At 65.6% G+C, this 17,903-nt stretch carries 17 protein-coding genes; 8 read left to right on the forward strand and 9 right to left on the reverse strand.

Annotation, left to right across the window (positions count from 1 at the left end):
* Positions 1 to 58: 58 nt before the first annotated feature.
* The 5 genes from AB4851_RS15610 to flhD form a co-directional block, all read right to left on the reverse strand.
* Complete coding sequence (locus AB4851_RS15610; protein WP_414443599.1) at positions 59 to 436, reverse strand: response regulator; 378 nt, start codon at positions 434 to 436, stop codon at positions 59 to 61.
* Between the two features lie 21 nt (positions 437 to 457).
* A complete protein-coding gene (motB, locus tag AB4851_RS15615; RefSeq protein WP_414443598.1) occupies positions 458 to 1,546 on the reverse strand; it encodes a flagellar motor protein MotB in 1,089 nt (362 codons plus the stop codon).
* 16 nt (positions 1,547 to 1,562) lie between these two features.
* A complete protein-coding gene (gene motA, locus AB4851_RS15620) occupies positions 1,563 to 2,423 on the reverse strand; it encodes a flagellar motor stator protein MotA (RefSeq protein ID WP_414443597.1) in 861 nt (286 codons plus the stop codon).
* Between the two features lie 285 nt (positions 2,424 to 2,708).
* Positions 2,709 to 3,278: a flagellar transcriptional regulator FlhC gene (flhC, locus tag AB4851_RS15625; protein WP_414443596.1), complete on the reverse strand. Its 570-nt coding sequence runs from the start codon at positions 3,276 to 3,278 to the stop codon at positions 2,709 to 2,711.
* Between the two features lie 98 nt (positions 3,279 to 3,376).
* Positions 3,377 to 3,697 (reverse strand): flagellar transcriptional regulator FlhD, encoded by a 321-nt coding sequence (flhD, locus tag AB4851_RS15630; RefSeq protein ID WP_277396217.1) that lies wholly within the window; start codon positions 3,695 to 3,697, stop codon positions 3,377 to 3,379.
* A gap of 577 nt (positions 3,698 to 4,274) precedes the next feature.
* Here flhD and AB4851_RS15635 point away from each other — a divergent pair.
* On the forward strand, positions 4,275 to 5,339 hold the full coding sequence (locus AB4851_RS15635; protein WP_414443595.1) for a glycosyltransferase family 4 protein: 1,065 nt from the start codon (positions 4,275 to 4,277) through the stop codon (positions 5,337 to 5,339).
* A gap of 96 nt (positions 5,340 to 5,435) precedes the next feature.
* Here the strand turns inward: AB4851_RS15635 and AB4851_RS15640 are convergent, their stop codons facing one another.
* The 3 genes from AB4851_RS15640 to AB4851_RS15650 all read right to left on the reverse strand — a co-directional run bounded on the left by AB4851_RS15640 (position 5,436) and on the right by AB4851_RS15650 (position 8,118).
* The gene (locus AB4851_RS15640; protein ID WP_414443594.1) at positions 5,436 to 5,732 is read right to left on the reverse strand and encodes an H-NS histone family protein; all 297 of its coding nucleotides are present in this window, start codon (positions 5,730 to 5,732) and stop codon (positions 5,436 to 5,438) included.
* 564 nt (positions 5,733 to 6,296) lie between these two features.
* Positions 6,297 to 7,124 (reverse strand): Cof-type HAD-IIB family hydrolase, encoded by an 828-nt coding sequence (locus AB4851_RS15645; protein WP_414450571.1) that lies wholly within the window; start codon positions 7,122 to 7,124, stop codon positions 6,297 to 6,299.
* Between the two features lie 109 nt (positions 7,125 to 7,233).
* On the reverse strand, positions 7,234 to 8,118 hold the full coding sequence (locus AB4851_RS15650) for a BadF/BadG/BcrA/BcrD ATPase family protein (protein WP_414450572.1): 885 nt from the start codon (positions 8,116 to 8,118) through the stop codon (positions 7,234 to 7,236).
* Between the two features lie 167 nt (positions 8,119 to 8,285).
* Here AB4851_RS15650 and AB4851_RS15655 point away from each other — a divergent pair, with 167 nt between their 5' ends.
* Positions 8,286 to 8,960 (forward strand): DNA-3-methyladenine glycosylase I, encoded by a 675-nt coding sequence (locus AB4851_RS15655; protein ID WP_414451866.1) that lies wholly within the window; start codon positions 8,286 to 8,288, stop codon positions 8,958 to 8,960.
* Between the two features lie 99 nt (positions 8,961 to 9,059).
* On the opposite strand, the gene rpsU is transcribed toward AB4851_RS15655, so the two are convergent.
* The gene (gene rpsU / locus AB4851_RS15660; RefSeq protein WP_006401410.1) at positions 9,060 to 9,272 is read right to left on the reverse strand and encodes a 30S ribosomal protein S21; all 213 of its coding nucleotides are present in this window, start codon (positions 9,270 to 9,272) and stop codon (positions 9,060 to 9,062) included.
* 592 nt (positions 9,273 to 9,864) lie between these two features.
* Here rpsU and AB4851_RS15665 point away from each other — a divergent pair.
* From AB4851_RS15665 to AB4851_RS15690, 6 genes are all read left to right on the forward strand, one after another.
* Positions 9,865 to 11,019: a flagellin gene (locus AB4851_RS15665; protein WP_414443590.1), complete on the forward strand. Its 1,155-nt coding sequence runs from the start codon at positions 9,865 to 9,867 to the stop codon at positions 11,017 to 11,019.
* A 179-nt stretch (positions 11,020 to 11,198) separates the two neighbouring features.
* The gene (fliD, locus tag AB4851_RS15670; RefSeq protein ID WP_414450573.1) at positions 11,199 to 12,755 is read left to right on the forward strand and encodes a flagellar filament capping protein FliD; all 1,557 of its coding nucleotides are present in this window, start codon (positions 11,199 to 11,201) and stop codon (positions 12,753 to 12,755) included.
* A 28-nt stretch (positions 12,756 to 12,783) separates the two neighbouring features.
* Positions 12,784 to 13,086, forward strand: coding sequence for a flagellar protein FliT (locus AB4851_RS15675; protein WP_414450574.1), 303 nt, complete (start codon positions 12,784 to 12,786; stop codon positions 13,084 to 13,086).
* A 256-nt stretch (positions 13,087 to 13,342) separates the two neighbouring features.
* Positions 13,343 to 15,712, forward strand: coding sequence for a tetratricopeptide repeat protein (locus tag AB4851_RS15680; protein WP_414450575.1), 2,370 nt, complete (start codon positions 13,343 to 13,345; stop codon positions 15,710 to 15,712).
* The gene (locus AB4851_RS15685) at positions 15,709 to 16,869 is read left to right on the forward strand and encodes a DegT/DnrJ/EryC1/StrS family aminotransferase (protein WP_414450576.1); all 1,161 of its coding nucleotides are present in this window, start codon (positions 15,709 to 15,711) and stop codon (positions 16,867 to 16,869) included. The genes AB4851_RS15680 and AB4851_RS15685 overlap by 4 nt, the downstream gene beginning before the upstream one ends.
* The gene (locus tag AB4851_RS15690; RefSeq protein ID WP_414450577.1) at positions 16,866 to 17,897 is read left to right on the forward strand and encodes a ketoacyl-ACP synthase III; all 1,032 of its coding nucleotides are present in this window, start codon (positions 16,866 to 16,868) and stop codon (positions 17,895 to 17,897) included. Before AB4851_RS15685 ends, AB4851_RS15690 begins: the two co-directional genes overlap by 4 nt.
* Positions 17,898 to 17,903 lie beyond the last annotated feature (6 nt).

Raw genomic sequence — 17,903 nt, forward strand, 5'->3', positions numbered from 1 at the left:
CCACGTCGGTGTCGTCGGTTGGCGTCTTATGGGGTTCGGTCGCGGTGCGCTCGCGCGACTACGGGTGGCTCGGCGCCGCCAACGCGGCCACCAGGTCCAGCAGGGTGTCGGGGTCCAACGGCTTTTCGATCCAGCCGGTCGCCCCCGCCTCGCGCACCGACGACTTGAATTCGTCGCTGCTTTCGGTCGTCAGCACCAGGATCGGCGTGTCCGCGTAGGTGCCGCGCGCGCGCAGCGTGCGAATCACGTCGAGGCCGTTCTTGCCCGGCATGTGGTGATCGGTCACGACCAGGTCGAAGGCGATCGCCGCCGCGAGTTCGAGCGCGATCTCGCCGTCGGCGGCCACGTGCACGTCGTAGCCCGCGTCGGCGAGCGTCGCCTGGAGCAGCGCGCGCATGGTCGCGGAGTCGTCGATGGCGAGAATGGAGCGGATCATGTCGTTCGGTTCCGGTTCACATTAGTGGGCGCTGCCGGTCGCCGGGGCCAGCGGCGCGATCGGCGCCGCCGGGGCGACCGCCGGCTTGCCGGCCACCGGCGCCACGGCCGTGCCCGGCGCCGCCGTGGCCGGCTTGCCGGCACCGCCCGCGATCTGCTGGGCCAGCGCCTGCGAGCCCGCGGCGTCGTTCGACAGCGTGGTGGCGGTCGAGTCGTCGCGCATCAGCGCCATTTCCGACTTGTGGTTCAGCACCAGGATGCTGATCCGGCGGTTTTCCGGATCGAGCGGATCAGCCTTGTTGAGGTTCTGCGTGGAGGCCAGGCCGGTCACGCGCAGCACTTTCGCCTCGTCCATCCCGCCCGACACCAGTTCGCGGCGCGACGCGTTCGCGCGGTCGGCCGACAGTTCCCAGTTGCTGTAGCCCTTCTCGCCGCCCGAGTACGGAATGGCGTCGGTGTGGCCCTGCATCACGATGCGGTTCGGCACGTCGTTCAGCGTCTTGCCGATCTCGCGCAGGATGTCGCGCATGTACGGTTCGACCGCGTCGCTCGACAGCGCGAACATCGGCCGCTTCTGGGTATCGACGATCTCGATGCGCAAGCCCGTCATGGTCGAATCGATGCGGATCTGCTGCTTGAACTGACGCAGCACGGGGTTGGCCTCGATCGCGGCCATCAGCTTGATCTGCAGGTCGTGCAGGCGCACCTGTTCGAGACGGTCCTGCGCGCCGGCGGTCTGTTCGGTGTTGTGCTCGTCCTCGCGGCCGCTCTGCGCGAGCCGGTTGGCCAGCGCCGAGGTGCCGTCGGTACGGCGCGTGGTGCCCGAGTCGCTGCGCGTGATGTCCGCGCCGCCGCCGTTGACGATGCTCGAATCCTGCGAGCTGCGATCGCCGGAGCCGAAAATCGCGGCCTTCAGCGGGGTATTGAAATAGTCGGCGATGCCCTTGAGCTGCACCGGCGTGGCCGCCGACAGCAGCCACATCAGCAGGAAGAACGCCATCATCGCGGTCATGAAGTCCGCATAGGCGAGCTTCCAGGCGCCACCGTGGTGGCCCTTCTTCGCCGGCGCGACCCGCTTGACGACGATCGCTCGATCCTTGCCCTTGCTCATCGCCCGGCCGCTCCGCTTACTTCGCCTTCACACGGCGCACGTGCTCTTCCAGCTCGGCGAACGACGGGCGTTCGGTCGAGAAGAGCACCTTGCGGCCAAATTCCACGGCGATCGCCGGCGCATAGCCGTTCAGGCTCGCGAGGATCGTCACCTTGATGCACTGGAACAGCTTGGTGGATTCGGCCGCGCGTTGCTCGGCCAGGCTCGCGAGCGGGCCGATCAGGCCGTACGACAGCAGAATCCCGAGGAACGTGCCGACCAGCGCCTGCGCGATCATCGCGCCGAGCACCGCGGGCGGCTTGTCGGCCGAGGCCATGGTGTGCACCACGCCCATCACGGCCGCCACGATCCCGAACGCCGGCATCGCGTCGCCGACGCGGTTCAGCGCATGCGCGGGGCCTTCCACTTCCACGTGGTGCGTCTCGATTTCCTCGTCCATCAGGCTTTCGATCTCGAACGCGTTCATGTTGCCGCCAACCATCAGGCGCAGGTAGTCGGTCAGGAACTCGACCATGTGCTTGTCGGCGAGGATCTTCGGGTATTGGGTGAAGATCGGGCTCTTCTCGGGGTCGTCGATGTCGGCCTCGAGCGTCAGCGTGCCTTCCTTGCGCGCCTTGGCGAGCAGCACGTAGAGCAGCCCCATCAATTCCATGTACAGCTCTTTGGTGTACTTCGAGCCCTTGAACAGGCTCGGCAACGCGCGCAGCGTCGACTTGATCATCTTCACGCCGTTGCCGAGGATGAACGCGCCCACGCCGGCGCCCACGATCATCAGGATTTCGAGCGGCTGAACCAGGGCGCCCAGGTGGCCGCCCGCGAGCGCGTAGCCGCCGAACACGGACAACAACGTCACGAGAGTTCCCACGATAATCAGCACAGCCTGTCCCTCACGAGTGGCCGGCGGGAAGGCCGCCGTTAAGTGGTTTACGGCAGATGGGGCGAAAACTTTCACCGTCCCGGGCGGGGGCTAACCCGATATCGGCGCCGGCCGGCGAGCCGGCTGCCGGACGGCCGCGCGGCGGGCCGCCAGGCGCCCGTCGCCGGCCATCGCGATGCGGCGCCGGTCCTGTCATGGGGTCGTGTCGATCGATCGGCTCGCGCCGGGAATTTCGTGCCGAACCGGCCGTGCGGGCGCGCACCGGGCGGCTGCCCGGTCAGCCGCTCAGGCGGCGGCCGGCACCGGCAGCTCGGCCAGGCGTGTCTCCGCTTTCGCCGCGGCCTTGCGGGTCTTGCCGGCGCGCGACGGCGGCTGGCACAGGCCGCACACGAAGCCGTGCTGCGGATCGTGGGCATGGGCGACGAATTGACCGCCGCAGCGCGTGCAAGGCGTCATCTGGAGCATCCCCGAATCGAAGAAACGCACCAGCGTCCAGGCGCGCGTGAGGCTCAGCGCCGCTTCGTCGTCGGACAGCCCGACGTGTTCCAGGTAGAGCCGGTAGCTCTTGACGATCGACTGGATCGAATCGCAGCCGCCGTGAGCCTGCATGAAACGGTAGATGTTATAGAACAGCGACGAATGGATATTCGGCTGCCAGGTCATGAACCAGTCGGTCGAGAACGGCAGCATGCCCTTCGGCGGGGAGACGCCCTTCAGTTCCTTGTACAGCTTGATCAACCGGTCGCGAGACAGGTTGGTCTCGGCCTCGAGCAGTTGCAGTCGTGCACCCAGCTCGATCAGCTCGATCGCCAAGGTGATTTCCTTGACCTCGAGCACCACGCTCTTCGTCGCCATTGCTAGCCTCCGGATTTTCCGGGAATGAGTCGGCGCTCGCGCTCACCGGACGCGCGAACGCGTACCGGGCCACGGCTGCCAGTGTTCTGGGAAAAAAATTATCGGAGGCTTTCGACGGGCTGGCCGGCCATCAGGATGGCCGTGTGTGCCTGCGCGACGGCCGTGCTTCGGCCCTTGTCGGCAAGCGAGGACAGCAACGCATGATCGTCGAAACGGAAGCGGCAGAGCATCTGGTTCGATGCGGCCAGCTTGACCGTTTGTGCGAGTGTCAGGTTCGCGAGGACTTCCGCGAGATCTTCCGAGATACCCATGCGGAACATGCCCATAGCCTTGTCCTCACGCAGCAGACGCTGCGCCAGCAACAGGTACGACAGGTTCACTTCCTTGATCTCGGCGAGCATTTCACTGGTCGCGCTCATGATTCCCCCGTAAGAAATCTTGGCCATCTGCTTTGAAAACGTTTGCCTCGATCGCTCGCCCTCCATGGGTCGGCAACCGGCGTTTATATTCTTACGGCATTGTGGCCAATCGGATTTTGCGCCGGTATCAGCGAAGACGAATCTACAACGCAGGATTTCTCTGTAAACCGTGTAGGAATTTTTCCGACAGTGTCAGAGAATTACCGGAGATGAAAAAATCGCGTAAACCGTTGATCAGTAAGGGATATAGGGCGACCGATCAGAGTTTTTTTGGCAAATTATAGAACTATTTCTACGGCTGTAACAATCGGTAGGTAAGGGTAGGAAAGAACCTTCCGATCGCGGCGAGGTCCCCGTGGCGGCAACCCGGTAAACTCCCTATTTCAGCCTGTAACAAGGGTTAAGCGTTTGAAAATTCGCTCGATTCGCCGCGAGCCATCCCGATAATAGAGTCGAACGGTCGGCCGGCGGTCAAAAGATTTTCGTCAGCGCCGCCCCATCGTCTGCCGCCGGCGACGCCCTGCATGGGCGCGACCTTCCGGCAGGCCCGGCCACCCTACGCCCAGGAGAACCACTCATGCGCATCGCACAAGTTGCCCCGCTCTACGAAGCCGTCCCGCCGAAACTTTACGGCGGCACCGAACGTGTCGTGTCTTACCTCACGGAAGCGCTGGTCGAACTCGGCCACGACGTCACGCTGTTTGCAAGCGGCGATTCCGTCACGTCGGCGAAGCTCGAAGCGTCGTGGCCGCGCGCGTTGCGTCTCGACCCGTCGATCCGCGATTCGATGGCGCCGCACATGCGCCTGCTCGAGCAGATCGCTCGCGTCGCCCAGGATTTCGACGTGCTTCACCTGCACCTCGACTATCTGCCGTTCCCGCTGCTCTCGCGCCTCGACGTGCCTTACGTGACCACGCTGCACGGCCGTCTCGACCTGCCCGAGCTGCAGCCGGTGTTCAATGCGTTCCCGAATGCGCCGGTGGTGTCGATCTCGAACTCGCAGCGCGTGCCGCTGCCGCAAGCCGGCTGGGCCGGCACGGTCTATCACGGCCTGCCCGACACGCTGCTCACGCCGCACACCGACCGCAAGCCCGAATATCTGGCCTTCCTGGGCCGTATCTGCCCGGAAAAGCGCGTCGATACGGCCATCCGCATTGCGGCCAAGAGCGGCCTGCCGCTGAAGATCGCGGCCAAGGTCGACAAGGTCGACGAGGAATACTTCAAGACCGAGATCGAGCCGCTGCTGGCATCGGCCGATGTCGAATTCATCGGCGAGATCAACGAAGCGCAGAAGCCGGCGTTCCTGTCGGGCGCCAAGGCGCTGCTGTTCCCGATCGACTGGCCGGAGCCGTTCGGCCTGGTGATGATCGAATCGATGGCGTGCGGCACGCCGGTGATCGCGTTCAACCGCGGCTCGGTGCCGGAAGTGATCGAAGACGGCCTGACCGGCTTCATCGTCGAGGATGAACACAGCGCGGTGGGCGCACTGCAGAAAATCGATACGCTCTCGCGCACCGCGATTCGCGAACGTTTCGAAACCCGCTTCAGCTCGAAGACAATGGCGCGCCAATACGTGGAGATTTACGAAAAGCTGGGCGCCACCGCAAGTCAACCGCATTTGACGCGACTGGCCGCAAGCTGATCGGCATTCGGGCCAAGCGGCCCGAAATTCGAATCAAAAAAAGAAAGCCGCATCGACGATGCGGCTTTTTTATTTCCGGTAACACAACGCGGCGGCTTACTCGACGAGAAAGCGCTCGCGATTTTTACCGACGATCCAATTCGGCGGCTTGCCCCGGCCGCTCCAACTGGCACCCGACTTCGGATCCCGATACTTGGGCGGCAGCGGCGCCTTTTTCGGCGGACGGCCGCGCCGGGCTTTCTCGGCAAAACCGAGATCCTGCGCGGTCAGGCCATATTCGGCGATCTTGCGTTGCACATCGGCTATCACGGCCTCCACTTCCTGACGGCGAACGTCATCGGCTTGCGCTTGAAGGTCAGCGATCTGCGCCTTGAGTTTTGCGTATTGAGACATGTTTACTCCCTATTCACGATTCGCCAGGCCATCGGAGCCTAATCACTATTCCCGCTTTTCGCAATCGGCACTGCACCGGAATTCAATCAAAACGAATGCTTACGAAAAGAATTTATAGCGGACCCACTCTATTTGGACACCGAGTTAATTCTAAAGAAATTCGTACCGGATCCATCTTGGATTTAACAATCCTTGACGCTTCGACACGCTCTGGCTTTCCCCATAATCCTTAACGAAACAGGATGCGTCAATTGCATCGCGTTACGTCCCATCACGGTGACAAAATTAACGCCCTTTTTGACTCGAATCGTGACGAAAAGGTGTCGGAAAGTTAACGTGCGAGAGGTGTTGTGCAATCGCGCCAAGCCACGCCGGCAAAAGGCTGGCGGCTAGCCGAATGGTGCATGCACGGCAATGGAGAAACGCCCGGCACCGGCACTGCCGAATCAGAAACGCCATTCGGTCTATTTTCTCGAACCGGTACTCCGGCGCATTGTTTTATCAGCGAGCGCGATGGCCCCCGAGTGTGAATGGCCGGCCGACGGGTTCCGGGCCGGCGCCCCCTCAGCGCGCGATGCCGGCCCCGGCGTCGAGTTCGAACAGGCTGCGCAGATGCCGGGCCACCCCGGCTTCGGCGTTGCTGCCGATGCGCGGCACCTCGGGCAGGCGCAGCATCAGGTCCGGATTGGCATTGTTCATCATGAACGGGAAGCCGGCCGTTTCCAGCAGGTCGATATCGTTCATGTTGTCGCCGAACGCCACGCAGTGCGCGCGATCGAGGCCAAGCCGCTCCAGCACGACACGCAGCGCGCGGCCCTTCGAGACGCCGGCCGTCATCACTTCCAGGCAATCGGGCAGCGAATAGGTGACGTACAACGCTTCGCCGAAGCGGTTCTTCAGATTGGCGGCCACTGCCGCCAGATCCTGCGGCTCGCCGATATAGAGCACCTTGGCGACATCGGTGCCGTCGTGCGCCAGCAGATCGGTGACACGGTAGACGAAGCCCGAATCCTGATGGAACTCGAGCAGATCCGGCGCTTCGCGGTCGATCAGCCAGCTTTTGTCGGTGAACAGGTTCACGATCACGCGGCCATGCTGGCCGACCACTTCGGGACGCACCAGCTCACGCACCATTTCCGGCGCGATGTCGCGCGCGTGGAGCGGCGTGTCGTCGGGTGCGTGCACGCGCGCACCGTTCGACGTGATCAGGTACGGCCGGATGCCGAGCACGTCGCGAATGCCGGCCACGTCGGCATGATGGCGCCCCGTCGCGATGATGAACGGCACGCCGTCGGACGCCAGCCGCTGGACCGTCTCGACCGTGTACGGATCGAGCTGGTGGTCGCGGTTGAGCAGCGTGCCGTCGAGATCGGTGCAGATGACTTTGTACATGGCGGGGGTGGGCTGGGCGCGGAAAGCTGGCATTTTACGCTGCCGCGCCCACACGTCGCGCTGCAGCAGCGCCGCCGCAGCCTGCCTGCCGGGCCGGTCATCGCCCACCTCAGCGCCCCCCGGCGCGGCGCGCGGCTTCGCGTTGCGCCAGTTGCAACGCGCCGTGCGCGGAATCGGCCAGCGGCGCGCGCAACCGGGCCCGGTGCGCAGCCGGCACGGCCGCTTCGAGTTGACCGGCCAGCCCGCCGCACAGCGCAACCGGCAAAGATTGATCAGGATCAAGCGCATCAATCATGCGGCCGATCGCCTCGCCCGCCTCGGCAATCAGGCGTTCGGCAAGCGGATGCGCGCGGTGCGCGAATACGGCCGGCGCGAGCGTGGCGTAGGCCGTCTGGTTGGCGGCGCAGGACCAGACCACCAGGCTGTCGCGGTCGGTCGCGCCAGTGAGGCCGATCAGCGCCTCGGCCAACGCATCGCGCGGCGCGCGACCGTCGAGCGCCTGCTGCGCCTGCGCGAGCGCACGCAGCCCGAACCAGGCGCCGCTGGCTTCGTCGCCCGACGGGAAACCGTAGCCGCCCGCGATTCGGCACGCGCCCTGCGCATCGATCGCGGCCGCCACGCTGCCGGTACCGAGCGCGACGATCACGCCCGCCGCCCCGCCGTGCGCGCCAAGCACGGTGGTGTAGGCATCGTTCTCCACCGCCAGCGCCGGTACCGGCGCGCTGGCCAGGAAAGCCGCGAGCCATGCCGCGTGATTGCTGCCGGCCAGGCCGCAGCCCATCGTGCAGCGCGCCCAGTCCAGCGACAGGCCGGCCTGCTCGAACGCCTGCGCGCAGGCCGCCTCGATCGAGCGCCATGCCCCCTCGATGCCGAGCGCCAGCCCCGACGGGCCGCCGCTGCCGCGCGCGAGTTCGCGCCCGCGGGCATCGGCCAGCACCGCGCGCGTGCCGGTGCCGCCGCCATCGATGCCGATCAGGTAAGTGGGCTCTGTCATGGTGAAACACTCCGGAATTGCCGATCAGTCGAGCCGAGAGCTTAACCGCATCGGCGCGCCCCGCCCATTGGCCGGATGGCCGGCTTGCGCGGCACGGGCATTGCGCTATGCTGGGCGCCTTCCGTGCCGGCATGGGCGCCGGCACCCACCCGAGGCGCGAGGAATCGATGAGTGAACGCTGCAACTGGGTCCGCACGGATGCCGATGCGCTTTATCACGACACCGAATGGGGCCGTCCGGCCCACGACGAACGCTACCTGTTCGAGATGTTGATCCTGGAAGGCGCACAGGCGGGGCTGTCGTGGTCGACGATCCTCAACAAGCGTGAAGGCTACCGCGCCGCGTTCGCGAATTTCGACGCCGACGCCGTGGCGCGCTTCACGCCCGCGCAGGTCGACACCTTGATGCAGAACCCCGGCATCGTGCGCCACCGCGCCAAGATCGAATCGACGATCGGCAATGCGCGCGCCGTGCAGCGCATTCGCGCCGAACACGGCTCGCTCGATGCCTTTCTGTGGTCCTTTGTCGGCGGCGTGCCGATCCAGAACGGCTGGCAGTCGTACCGCGACGCGCCGGCCTCCACCGCCCTGTCGGACGCCATGAGCAAGGCGCTCAAGGGCTATGGCCTCAAGTTCGTCGGCTCGACGATCTGCTATGCGCTGATGCAGGCCACCGGGATGGTCAACGATCACGAATTCGACTGCCCGTGCCGCGACGCCTGCGCGGCGCTGGGCCAGCCCGACGCCGAGGTGGCGGAGAAAACCACGATCAAGGCAGTGAAACAACCGGGTGCAGCAAAGCCGACCGCCGCCAAGCGGGCCGGAAAAACCGGCGTGGCCTGAACGCAACACCGCCGTAAGCGAGAAAGCGCCGCCCCAAAGCAAAACGACGGTGCCCCTCTTTCGAGGGACACCGCCGCTTCAATGCGAACCGGGGAAGCCTTAGTGGAGCTTCTTCGGCAGCATTTGGCTGCGCAGGCGCTTGTGCAGGCGCTTCACAGCTGCCGCCTTCTTGCGCTTGCGCACGGCGGTCGGCTTTTCGTAGGACTGGCGCTCGCGCAGCTCAGCGATCAGGCCGTTCTTTTCGATCGCGCGGCGGAAGCGGCGGATCGCTACTTCGAACGGCTCGTTTTCTTTCAGAAGAATCGTCGTCATGTCGTTCCTAAATTGCTTGATACGGTCAAAAACGTAGCGGCCAAGCGCCACGCACCGGCCTTCCGGGCGTTCCCACAACAGGCGAAACGAGCGGGTTTTGTGGCCTGGGAGGCCGGAAAAGAGAGGCGGAATGCGCCGCGAAACGCTCGGCAAGCTGCAACCGGCGCCGCGTTTGACTGCCAGCTTTGACATGCCGAAACGGCAAGGGCTTGACAGAAATCTCAATTCAGCCCGCCATGCTAGCAGGTAAACATTCGTAGAGCCAGCGGTTTACCACGCCTGCCAGACAAATTTCGAGCACACGACGGCTCAAGAGAATCGCGAGAAAACCGTTAACAATCAGGGACGGGGCTGCAACACCCCCGCTCGGCATCCCGCAACGCAGCACCACTGCGGGATTCGAGCGAAACATCCCCGGCAAGTGCGCCTCCGACAAAAAATCGGAAGAAATTGCAAGTGATCGCAATCTTCCCCCTCAAGTTTTTTTTGGGAGCGCCGAAATCCTGCTTTGAGGCGGCCAGCAAAGAACGAGTGCGTCCGCCGATGCCCACGTTGGCTTGTCAAAGGCTTATCGGCTTTTAGGAGATTTACCATGCTCGGAATTACAAGCAATATCAACTCGCTGGTCGCTCAGCAAAACCTGAACGGCTCGCAAAGCGCACTGTCGCAAGCCATCACGCGTCTGTCGTCGGGCAACCGCATCAACAGCGCAGCAGACGATGCAGCCGGTCTGGCAATCTCGACCCGCATGCAAACGGCCATCAACGGCCTGAACCAAGGCGTGTCGAACACGAACGACGCCGTCTCGCTGATCCAGAGCTCGTCGAGCGCCCTGTCGGCACTGACGACCAGCCTGCAACGTATCCGGACGCTGGCCAACCAGGCCGCAACGGGCACGCTGTCGACCAGCGACCAGGCTGCTGCCGAGCAAGAAGTTGCCGCGCAGATCTCGGAAGTGAATCGTATTGCTTCGCAAACGAACTTCAACGGCAAGAACCTGCTCGACGGTTCCGCCGGCATCACGACGTTCCAGGTCGGCGCGAACGTCGGCCAGACGGTCAGCCTGGACCTGAGCCAAAGCCTGTCGGCTGCCAAGATCGGCGGCGGTCTGGTGGCACAAGGTGAAACGGTCGGCACGATCTCGAACCTGCACCTCGACACCAACGGCGCGGCCACGACGGCAACCAACCCGGCGATCACGTCGGTCAACGTTCTGTCGGACGGCAAGGGCGGCTTCACGTTCACGGACCAGAACGGTCAAGCGCTGAGCACGACGGCAGTCGGCGCGATCTTCACGACGGGTACGGCAGCCGGCACGGGCACGGCCGTCACGAACCTGACGCTGTCGACGGGCGCCACGAGCGGCATGACGACGGCGCAAGCCAGCGCGGCCGCCAACATGATCACGCAGATCAACTCGGTCAACGCTCCGCCGACCGTGGCGAACATCAACATCAGCAACACCACGGGCGCCAACCAGGCCCTGGTCGCGATCGAAAACGCGCTGTCGACGGTGAACAACCTGCAGGCAACGCTGGGCGCGACGCAAAACCGTTTGACCGCCATCGCGCAAACGCAGCAACAAAACTCGACGAACCTGTCGTCGGCCCAGTCGCAAATCCAGAGCGCGGACTTCGCGCAGGAAACCGCGAACCTGAGCAAGGCACAAGTGCTGCAACAAGCTGGCATCTCGGTGCTGGCTCAAGCGAACTCGCTGCCGCAGCAAGTTCTGAAGCTCCTGCAGTAAGGCATCTGGCAGGTGCTTTGAAAACCGGGCCGCGCCCTCATGGGCGGCCCGTTCGCGCGGCGGTGCAGTCTTCCTCGTGGCTGCCGCGCGTTTTTTGCTTTTGAAGTCTTCCGTTTTCCCCCGGTTTCCCGCAGTATCCGCACGGTCAAACCGACTTGTCAGCGCCACGGAGCTCCGCGATGTCCACGATTTCGTCCACGTCATCCACGTCCAACAACGCGATCAGCAGCAGTTCCGCGTTGCAGCAAGCCGCACAGTCGATCATCAACGGCACGACGGGCAATGCCAACCTCGACGTCAATTCGCTCGTGACCGCGCTGGTCAACTCCAAGACCGCCGGCCAAACGGCGATCCTGTCGACCGCTGTCCTCACCGACAACAACAAGGCCGCTGCGTACACCAGCCTGCAGACTGCGCTGCAGAACCTGCAAAGCTCGCTTTCCACGCTGACCGACGGCTCGTTCGCGCAAACCTTCACCGCGACCACCACGGGCGGCACGGGCCTGACCGCGACCACCGCCTCCGGCGCCGTGGCCGCCTCCTATGGCGTGACCGTCAACCAGATCGCGCAATCGCAATCGCTGACCTCGCCGGCCTTCGATTCCACCGCCGCGCTCGGCACCGGCTCGATGACGCTGACGGTCAACGGCAAATCGTCGACGATCTCGCTCGATTCCACCAACAACACGCTGTCGGGCATCGCCTCCGCGATCAACAACGCGAGCGACAACCCCGGCGTGACGGCCAGCATCGTGACCGGCAGCGACGGCGCCCACCTGGTGCTGCGCTCGAACAACAGCGGCGCGGCCAACACCATCTCGGTGGCCGTCAACGCCACCACCGACAACGGCCTGTCGAACCTGGCGGTCAGCTCGACGCCGAACACCACGGGCGGCCAGTCGACGATCACCACCGGCACCACCACGGCGACCAAATGGACGCAATCGTCGGGCGCGCAGGATGCCTCGGTCACGGTCAACGGCGTGACCAATCTGAGCCCGACCAACGCCGTCACCAACGTGATCAACGGCGTCACGCTGAATCTCACGCAAGCCGCCGTGACCAACCCGGCGACCACGCAAACGCTGACGATCGCGGCCGATACGACCAAGCAGGCCTCGGCGGTCACGACGTTCGTCAGCAACTACAACACGCTGGTGCAGGCGATCGCCACGGTCGGCTCGTTCGACAACACCAACCCGACCGCCCCCGTCACCGGCCCGCTGTTCGGCGATTCGACGCTGAACACGATCAGCACCCAGATGCAGTCGATCCTCGGCAGCGCCGTCAACAGCAACGGCGTGGGTGCGACGCTGCAACAGCTCGGCATCACGGTGGCCGACGGCACCACCGCGGGGCAGCCGGCCGGCACGCTGATCGTCGACCAGACGGCCCTGACCAACGCGCTGACCAACAACCCCACCGCGGCCTCGACGCTGTTCAACAGCACCAACGGCCTCGGCGAGCAGATCAACGCGGCGATCACGTCGTACACGGACCCCAAAAGCGGCATTCTGACCCTCAGCGCCAATGCGGTGCAGACCGACCTGAAGAGCCTGACGGCGCAGCAGACCACGCTGTCGGCCTACGCGGCGACGCTGACCACGCAGTACAACGCGCAGTTCACGCAGTTGAACACCGTGCTGGCCAACATGAACCAGCAGCAAAACTACCTGACCGCGCTGTTCGGCGGCACCAACAGCGCCGGCGCGCTGGCGACCAACAAGTCGTCCTGAGCCACGCCCGCCCCCTGGAGAACCGGACATGGACCAGCACATCCTCGTCTCGCAACTGCTGTCGATGACGCACGAGATCGACCGCGCGGTGCGGCTTGCCGACTGGGAAGGCGCCGAGCGCCTGATCGGCGCGCGCGCGCCCTACCTGCAATCGCTCGACGCGGCGCAAACGCCGGAAGATCTGCTAATGATCCGCGAAATCCAGGCGCTCGACGCCGGTATCGAGGCCGAAACGGCACGCGCCAGCGAGGAACTGCAACACGAATACCGGACCGCCTCGGAACGCTTGAACGCGGCCAAACAGTACAACCAGGCCGCACTGCGCTTCTGAGCGGCCTGCCCGAATAACAATTCGCGCGCACGAGCGCGCGCTCGTTCAACTCACGGCCCGCCTTGCGCGGGCCGTTTTTCTGTGCGGCCGCCGACGCCCCACGCATCCCGCCCCCTCGGCCTTCGTTCCCGCCCCGTTTCCCCGTCCGCATTCACATCGATGAAATTGACGCCCGTTTACCGGTCAGTTCCACGCTTCGCCGGGCCGGGGCCAGCCGGATAATTCTCACCATTCGCTTCTTCCGTCCGGTTTTCCCATGTCCGATACGATGTCCGCCGGCCTCTCGCCTGAACAGCAACAGCAGTTCGACGCGGACATCGCGTTCGTGCTCAAGAACGCAATCGCCCATCATCATCGCGGCGAGCTCGCCGACGCGCAGGCGCTTTACGAGGCGATCCTCGGCGCGAAGCCCGATCAGGTCGACGCCAACTACAACCTCGCCGTGCTGAAAGTGCAGAGCGGTGACGCCCACGGCGCGCTGCCGCACTTCGAGGCAGCGCTCGGCATCGATCCGAACAACGGCCAGCACTGGGTCAGCTATGTCAACGCGCTGATCGAGGCGGGCCAGGTCTCGGCGGCCTGGACGGCGCTCGGCATGTGCCAGCAGCGCGGCTTCAAGGGGCCGGCGGTCGATGGGTTGATCCAGCGCCTGGCGCTGTCGGCGGAGGGCAAGGCGGCCACGGTGTTCACGGCCGCCGCGAACGCAGCCAGCGCCGCGCCGGCCCGCGTGGCCGCAGCCCCGGCGCCCGCGCCGGCCGCGGAAACGCGCGGTGTGGTGCGCCATCCGAGCGCTCAGGACACGAGCCGCTTCAACGCGCTCTACAACAAGAAACGCTATGGCGAAGCCATCAAGCTCGCGCACACGCTGACGCAACGCTACCCGTCGAGCAGCGTGGCCTGGCGTTCGCTGTGCAACGCGATGCACAAGGACGGCCAATACCTGGAAGCGACCGAACCGCTCATCCGCGCCACCACGCTCGATCCGAGCGACGTCGCGATGGGCCTGCTGCTCGCCGACGTGTTTCGCCTCGGCAACCGCCTTGCCGATTCGGAACGCGAGATCCGCCGCGTGCTCGCGCTCGATCCGGACAACGCCGAAATGTGGCGCGTGCTGAACGCCACGCTGACGGCCGCGGGCCGGACCGTCGAGGCGATCGAGGCGGGCCGCCGCTCGGTCGAGCTGGCGCCGAATTCGGTGCAGATGCATGGCTCGCTGGCCGTCGCGCTCAGCGAACTGGGCGCCACCACCGAAGCCGAGGCCAGCTTCGGCCGCGCACACGAACTGTCGCCGCGCGACGCCGCGGTGCACAGCAACCTGCTGTTCTGCCGCACCCACCACCCGGGCCTCGACGCCGCCACGCTGTTCGACGAACACCGCCAGTTCGCGAAGATCCACGAGGCGCCGTACCTTGCGCGCTGGCCGCGCCACGCCAACAAGCGCGAACCGGAGCGCAAGCTGCGCTTGGGCATCGTGTCGGGCGACATGTTCAACCACGCGGTGGCCTCGTACGCGCTGCCGATCCTCGAGACGCTGAAGGACGATCCGACGTTCTCGCTGCACGTCTATCACAACCACACGCTCGAGGATCAGATCACGGTGCGGCTGCGCGCCTGCGTGCAGCACTGGACGACGGTGGCCGGCTTCACCGACGACCGTCTGGTCGAACGCATCCGCGCCGACCGGATCGACATCCTGCTCGACCTGTCGAGCCACACCGGCCGCAACCGGCTGCCGGTGTTTGCGCGCAAGCCGGCGCCGGTGCAGATCACCTGGATCGGCTACCCGGGCACCACCGGCCTGGAGGCGATGGACTACTACCTGGCCGACCGCCATGCGATCCCGTTCGGCGAGATGGAACGCCAGTTCACCGAAAAGATCATCCACATGCCGGCCAACAGCGCGTTCAAGCCGGCCGACAACGCGCCGCCGGTCAACCTGCTGCCGGCGCTGCACAACGGGCATGTGACGTTCGCCAGCTTCAACCGCCTGAACAAGCTGCGCCACGACGTGATCGCGGTGTGGGCGCGCGTGCTGCACGCGGTGCCCGGCTCGCGGATGCGGATCGGCGCGATCCCAGTGGACGGGGGCAGCGAGATGCTGCTCGACTGGTTCACGGCCGAAGGCATCGCGCACGACCGGCTCGACCTGCAGCCGCGCGCGCCGATCGCCGTGTACCTGCAACAGCACCACCACGTCGACCTCTGCCTCGACACGTTCCCGTACACCGGCTCGACCACCGCGCTCAACGCGCTCTGGATGGGCGTGCCGACCGTGACGATCCGCGGCGCCACGCTCGCGGGCAGCGCCGGCGCGGTGTGGATGTCGTCGGTCGGCCTCGAACAGTTCGTGGCGCGCGACGCCGACGATTTCGTGGCCAAGGCGGTGGCCTTCGCGAACGACCCGCAAGAGCTGGCCGCCCTGCGCGGCAGCATGCGCGCGCGTTGCCGCAACATGACCAGCTTCCAGCCCGCGCGCGTCGCGCAGGGCGTGGCCGATGCGATGCGCATGGCCTGGCGGCGCTGGTGCGCCGACCAGCCGGCCGCGCCGTTCACGGTGCCCGAGCGCACCGCCGAGCCCGCCGTCGCTGCCGAGGAATCCGCCGCTCTCACCGGAGATGCACGATGAACGCCCTGCCGCTGCGCGCCGTCGAATCGGTTGTCGAACCGGTTGCCGACGAGCGCATCTATGTCACGCAGCCGCACCTGCCGCCGCTGGCCGAATTCCTGCCGTATCTGGAGCAGATCTGGGACAGCAAGGTGCTCACCAACGCCGGCCCGTTCCACCAGAAACTCGAGAAGGCGCTCTGCGAATACCTCGGCGTCAAGCATCTGGCGCTGTTCACCAACGGCACGCTGGCGCTGGTCACGGCCTTGCAGGCGCTGCGCATCACGGGCGAGGTGATCACCACCCCGTATTCGTTCGTCGCCACCGCGCATTCGCTGTTGTGGAACGGCATCAAGCCGGTGTTCGTCGACATCGATCCGCACACGCTGAACCTCGATCCGAAGAAGATCGAGGCGGCCATCACGCCGCAGACGGCCGCCATCATGCCGGTGCACTGCTACGGCCGGCCGTGCGACGTGGACGCAATCCGCCGCATCGCCGACAACTACAACCTGAAGGTGATCTACGACGCCGCGCACGCGTTCGGCGTGCAGATGCACGACAGCAGCGTGCTGGAGCACGGCGACCTGTCGATCCTGAGCTTCCACGCCACCAAGGTGTTCAACACCTTCGAGGGCGGCGCGATCATCTGCCCGGACGCGAAGACCAAGCAGCACATCGATCACCTGAAGAACTTCGGCTTCGTCGACGAGGTGACGGTGGTGGCGCCGGGCATCAACGCCAAGATGAGCGAGATCAACGCCGCGTTCGGGCTGCTGCAACTGGAACACGTCGATGCCGCGCTCGCACGGCGCGCCGAGATCGACGCGCGCTATCGCGAGCTGCTGGCCGAGGTGCCCGGCATCCGCTGCGTGCCGACGGTGGATGCGAAGGTGGTCAATCACTCGTACTTCCCGATCCTGGTGGATGACGACTACCCGCTCGCACGCGACGCGCTCTATCAGCACCTGCGCGAGCACGAGATCTACAGCCGCCGCTACTTCTATCCGCTGATCTCGGATTTCCCGAACTATCGCGGGCTGCCGTCGGCGCATCCGGACAACCTGCCGGTCGCGCGCGACGTGTCGCGGCGCGTGCTGTGCCTGCCGATCTACCCGGCGCTCACCGATGCGAACATCGAGCGCGTGGTGTCGCTGATCGCCGGGGCCGGCCGATGAACCCACGCGCCGCGATCCTCGACATCGCGAGCCATCTTCCCGACGGCGTGCTCGGCAACGACACGCTCGCGGCGCTCTATCCCGAGTGGCCGGCCGAGAAGATCCTCGCGAAGACCGGGATTCGCGAGCGGCGCATCGCCGCGGACGGCGAAACCGCCTCCGACCTCGCGTTCGCGGCCGCGCAGCGGCTGTTCGCGAAGGGCACGGTGAGCGCGTCGCAAATCGATTTCGTGATCCTCTGCACGCAGGCGCCCGACTACATCCTGCCCGCCTCGGCCTGCATCCTGCAGCACCGGCTCGGCATCCCGACCCACGCCGGCGCGTTCGACGTGAACCTCGGCTGTTCGGGCTACGTGTACGGGCTGTCGCTGGCCAAGGGCCTGGTGGAAACCGGCGCGGCGCGCTGCGTGCTGCTGCTGACGGCCGATACCTATTCGAAATACCTGCACCCGCTCGACAAGAGCGTGCGCACGCTGTTCGGCGACGGCGCGACCGCCACCGCGATCGGCGCCGACGAGCACGCTGACGCCACCGGCGCCGAGCCGATCGGCCCGTTCGTGTTCGGTACCGACGGGCGCGGCGCCGAGAACCTGATCGTGCGCGCGGGCCTGTTTCGCGAGCCGCGCAGCGCGGCGAGCGCGGTCGAGCGCGAGGATGCCTCGGGCAACGTGCGCACCGACGAGCACCTGTACATGAACGGCGCCGAGGTCATGGCGTTCTCGCTCGCCGAGGTGCCGCGCGCGGCCGACCGGCTGCTGGAGCGCGCCGGCCTCGCGCGCGACGAGATCGGCTGCTTCGTGCTGCACCAGGCGAACCGGTTCATGCTCGAAGCGCTGCGCAAGAAGATGAAGATTCCCGAGGATCGCTTCCCGATCCTCGTCGAGCACACCGGCAACACGGTGTCGTCGACGCTGCCGCTCGCCCTCGAGCAATTGCGCGCCGACGGCAGGCTCGCGCGCGGCACGCGTGCGATGCTGCTCGGATTCGGCGTCGGCTACTCGTGGGCCGGCTGTCTGTTGAACTGTTAGCAGGAA

Source organism: Burkholderia sp. 22PA0099 (assembly GCF_047497165.1).
In the GTDB taxonomy this organism is placed as follows: Bacteria; Pseudomonadota; Gammaproteobacteria; order Burkholderiales; family Burkholderiaceae; genus Burkholderia.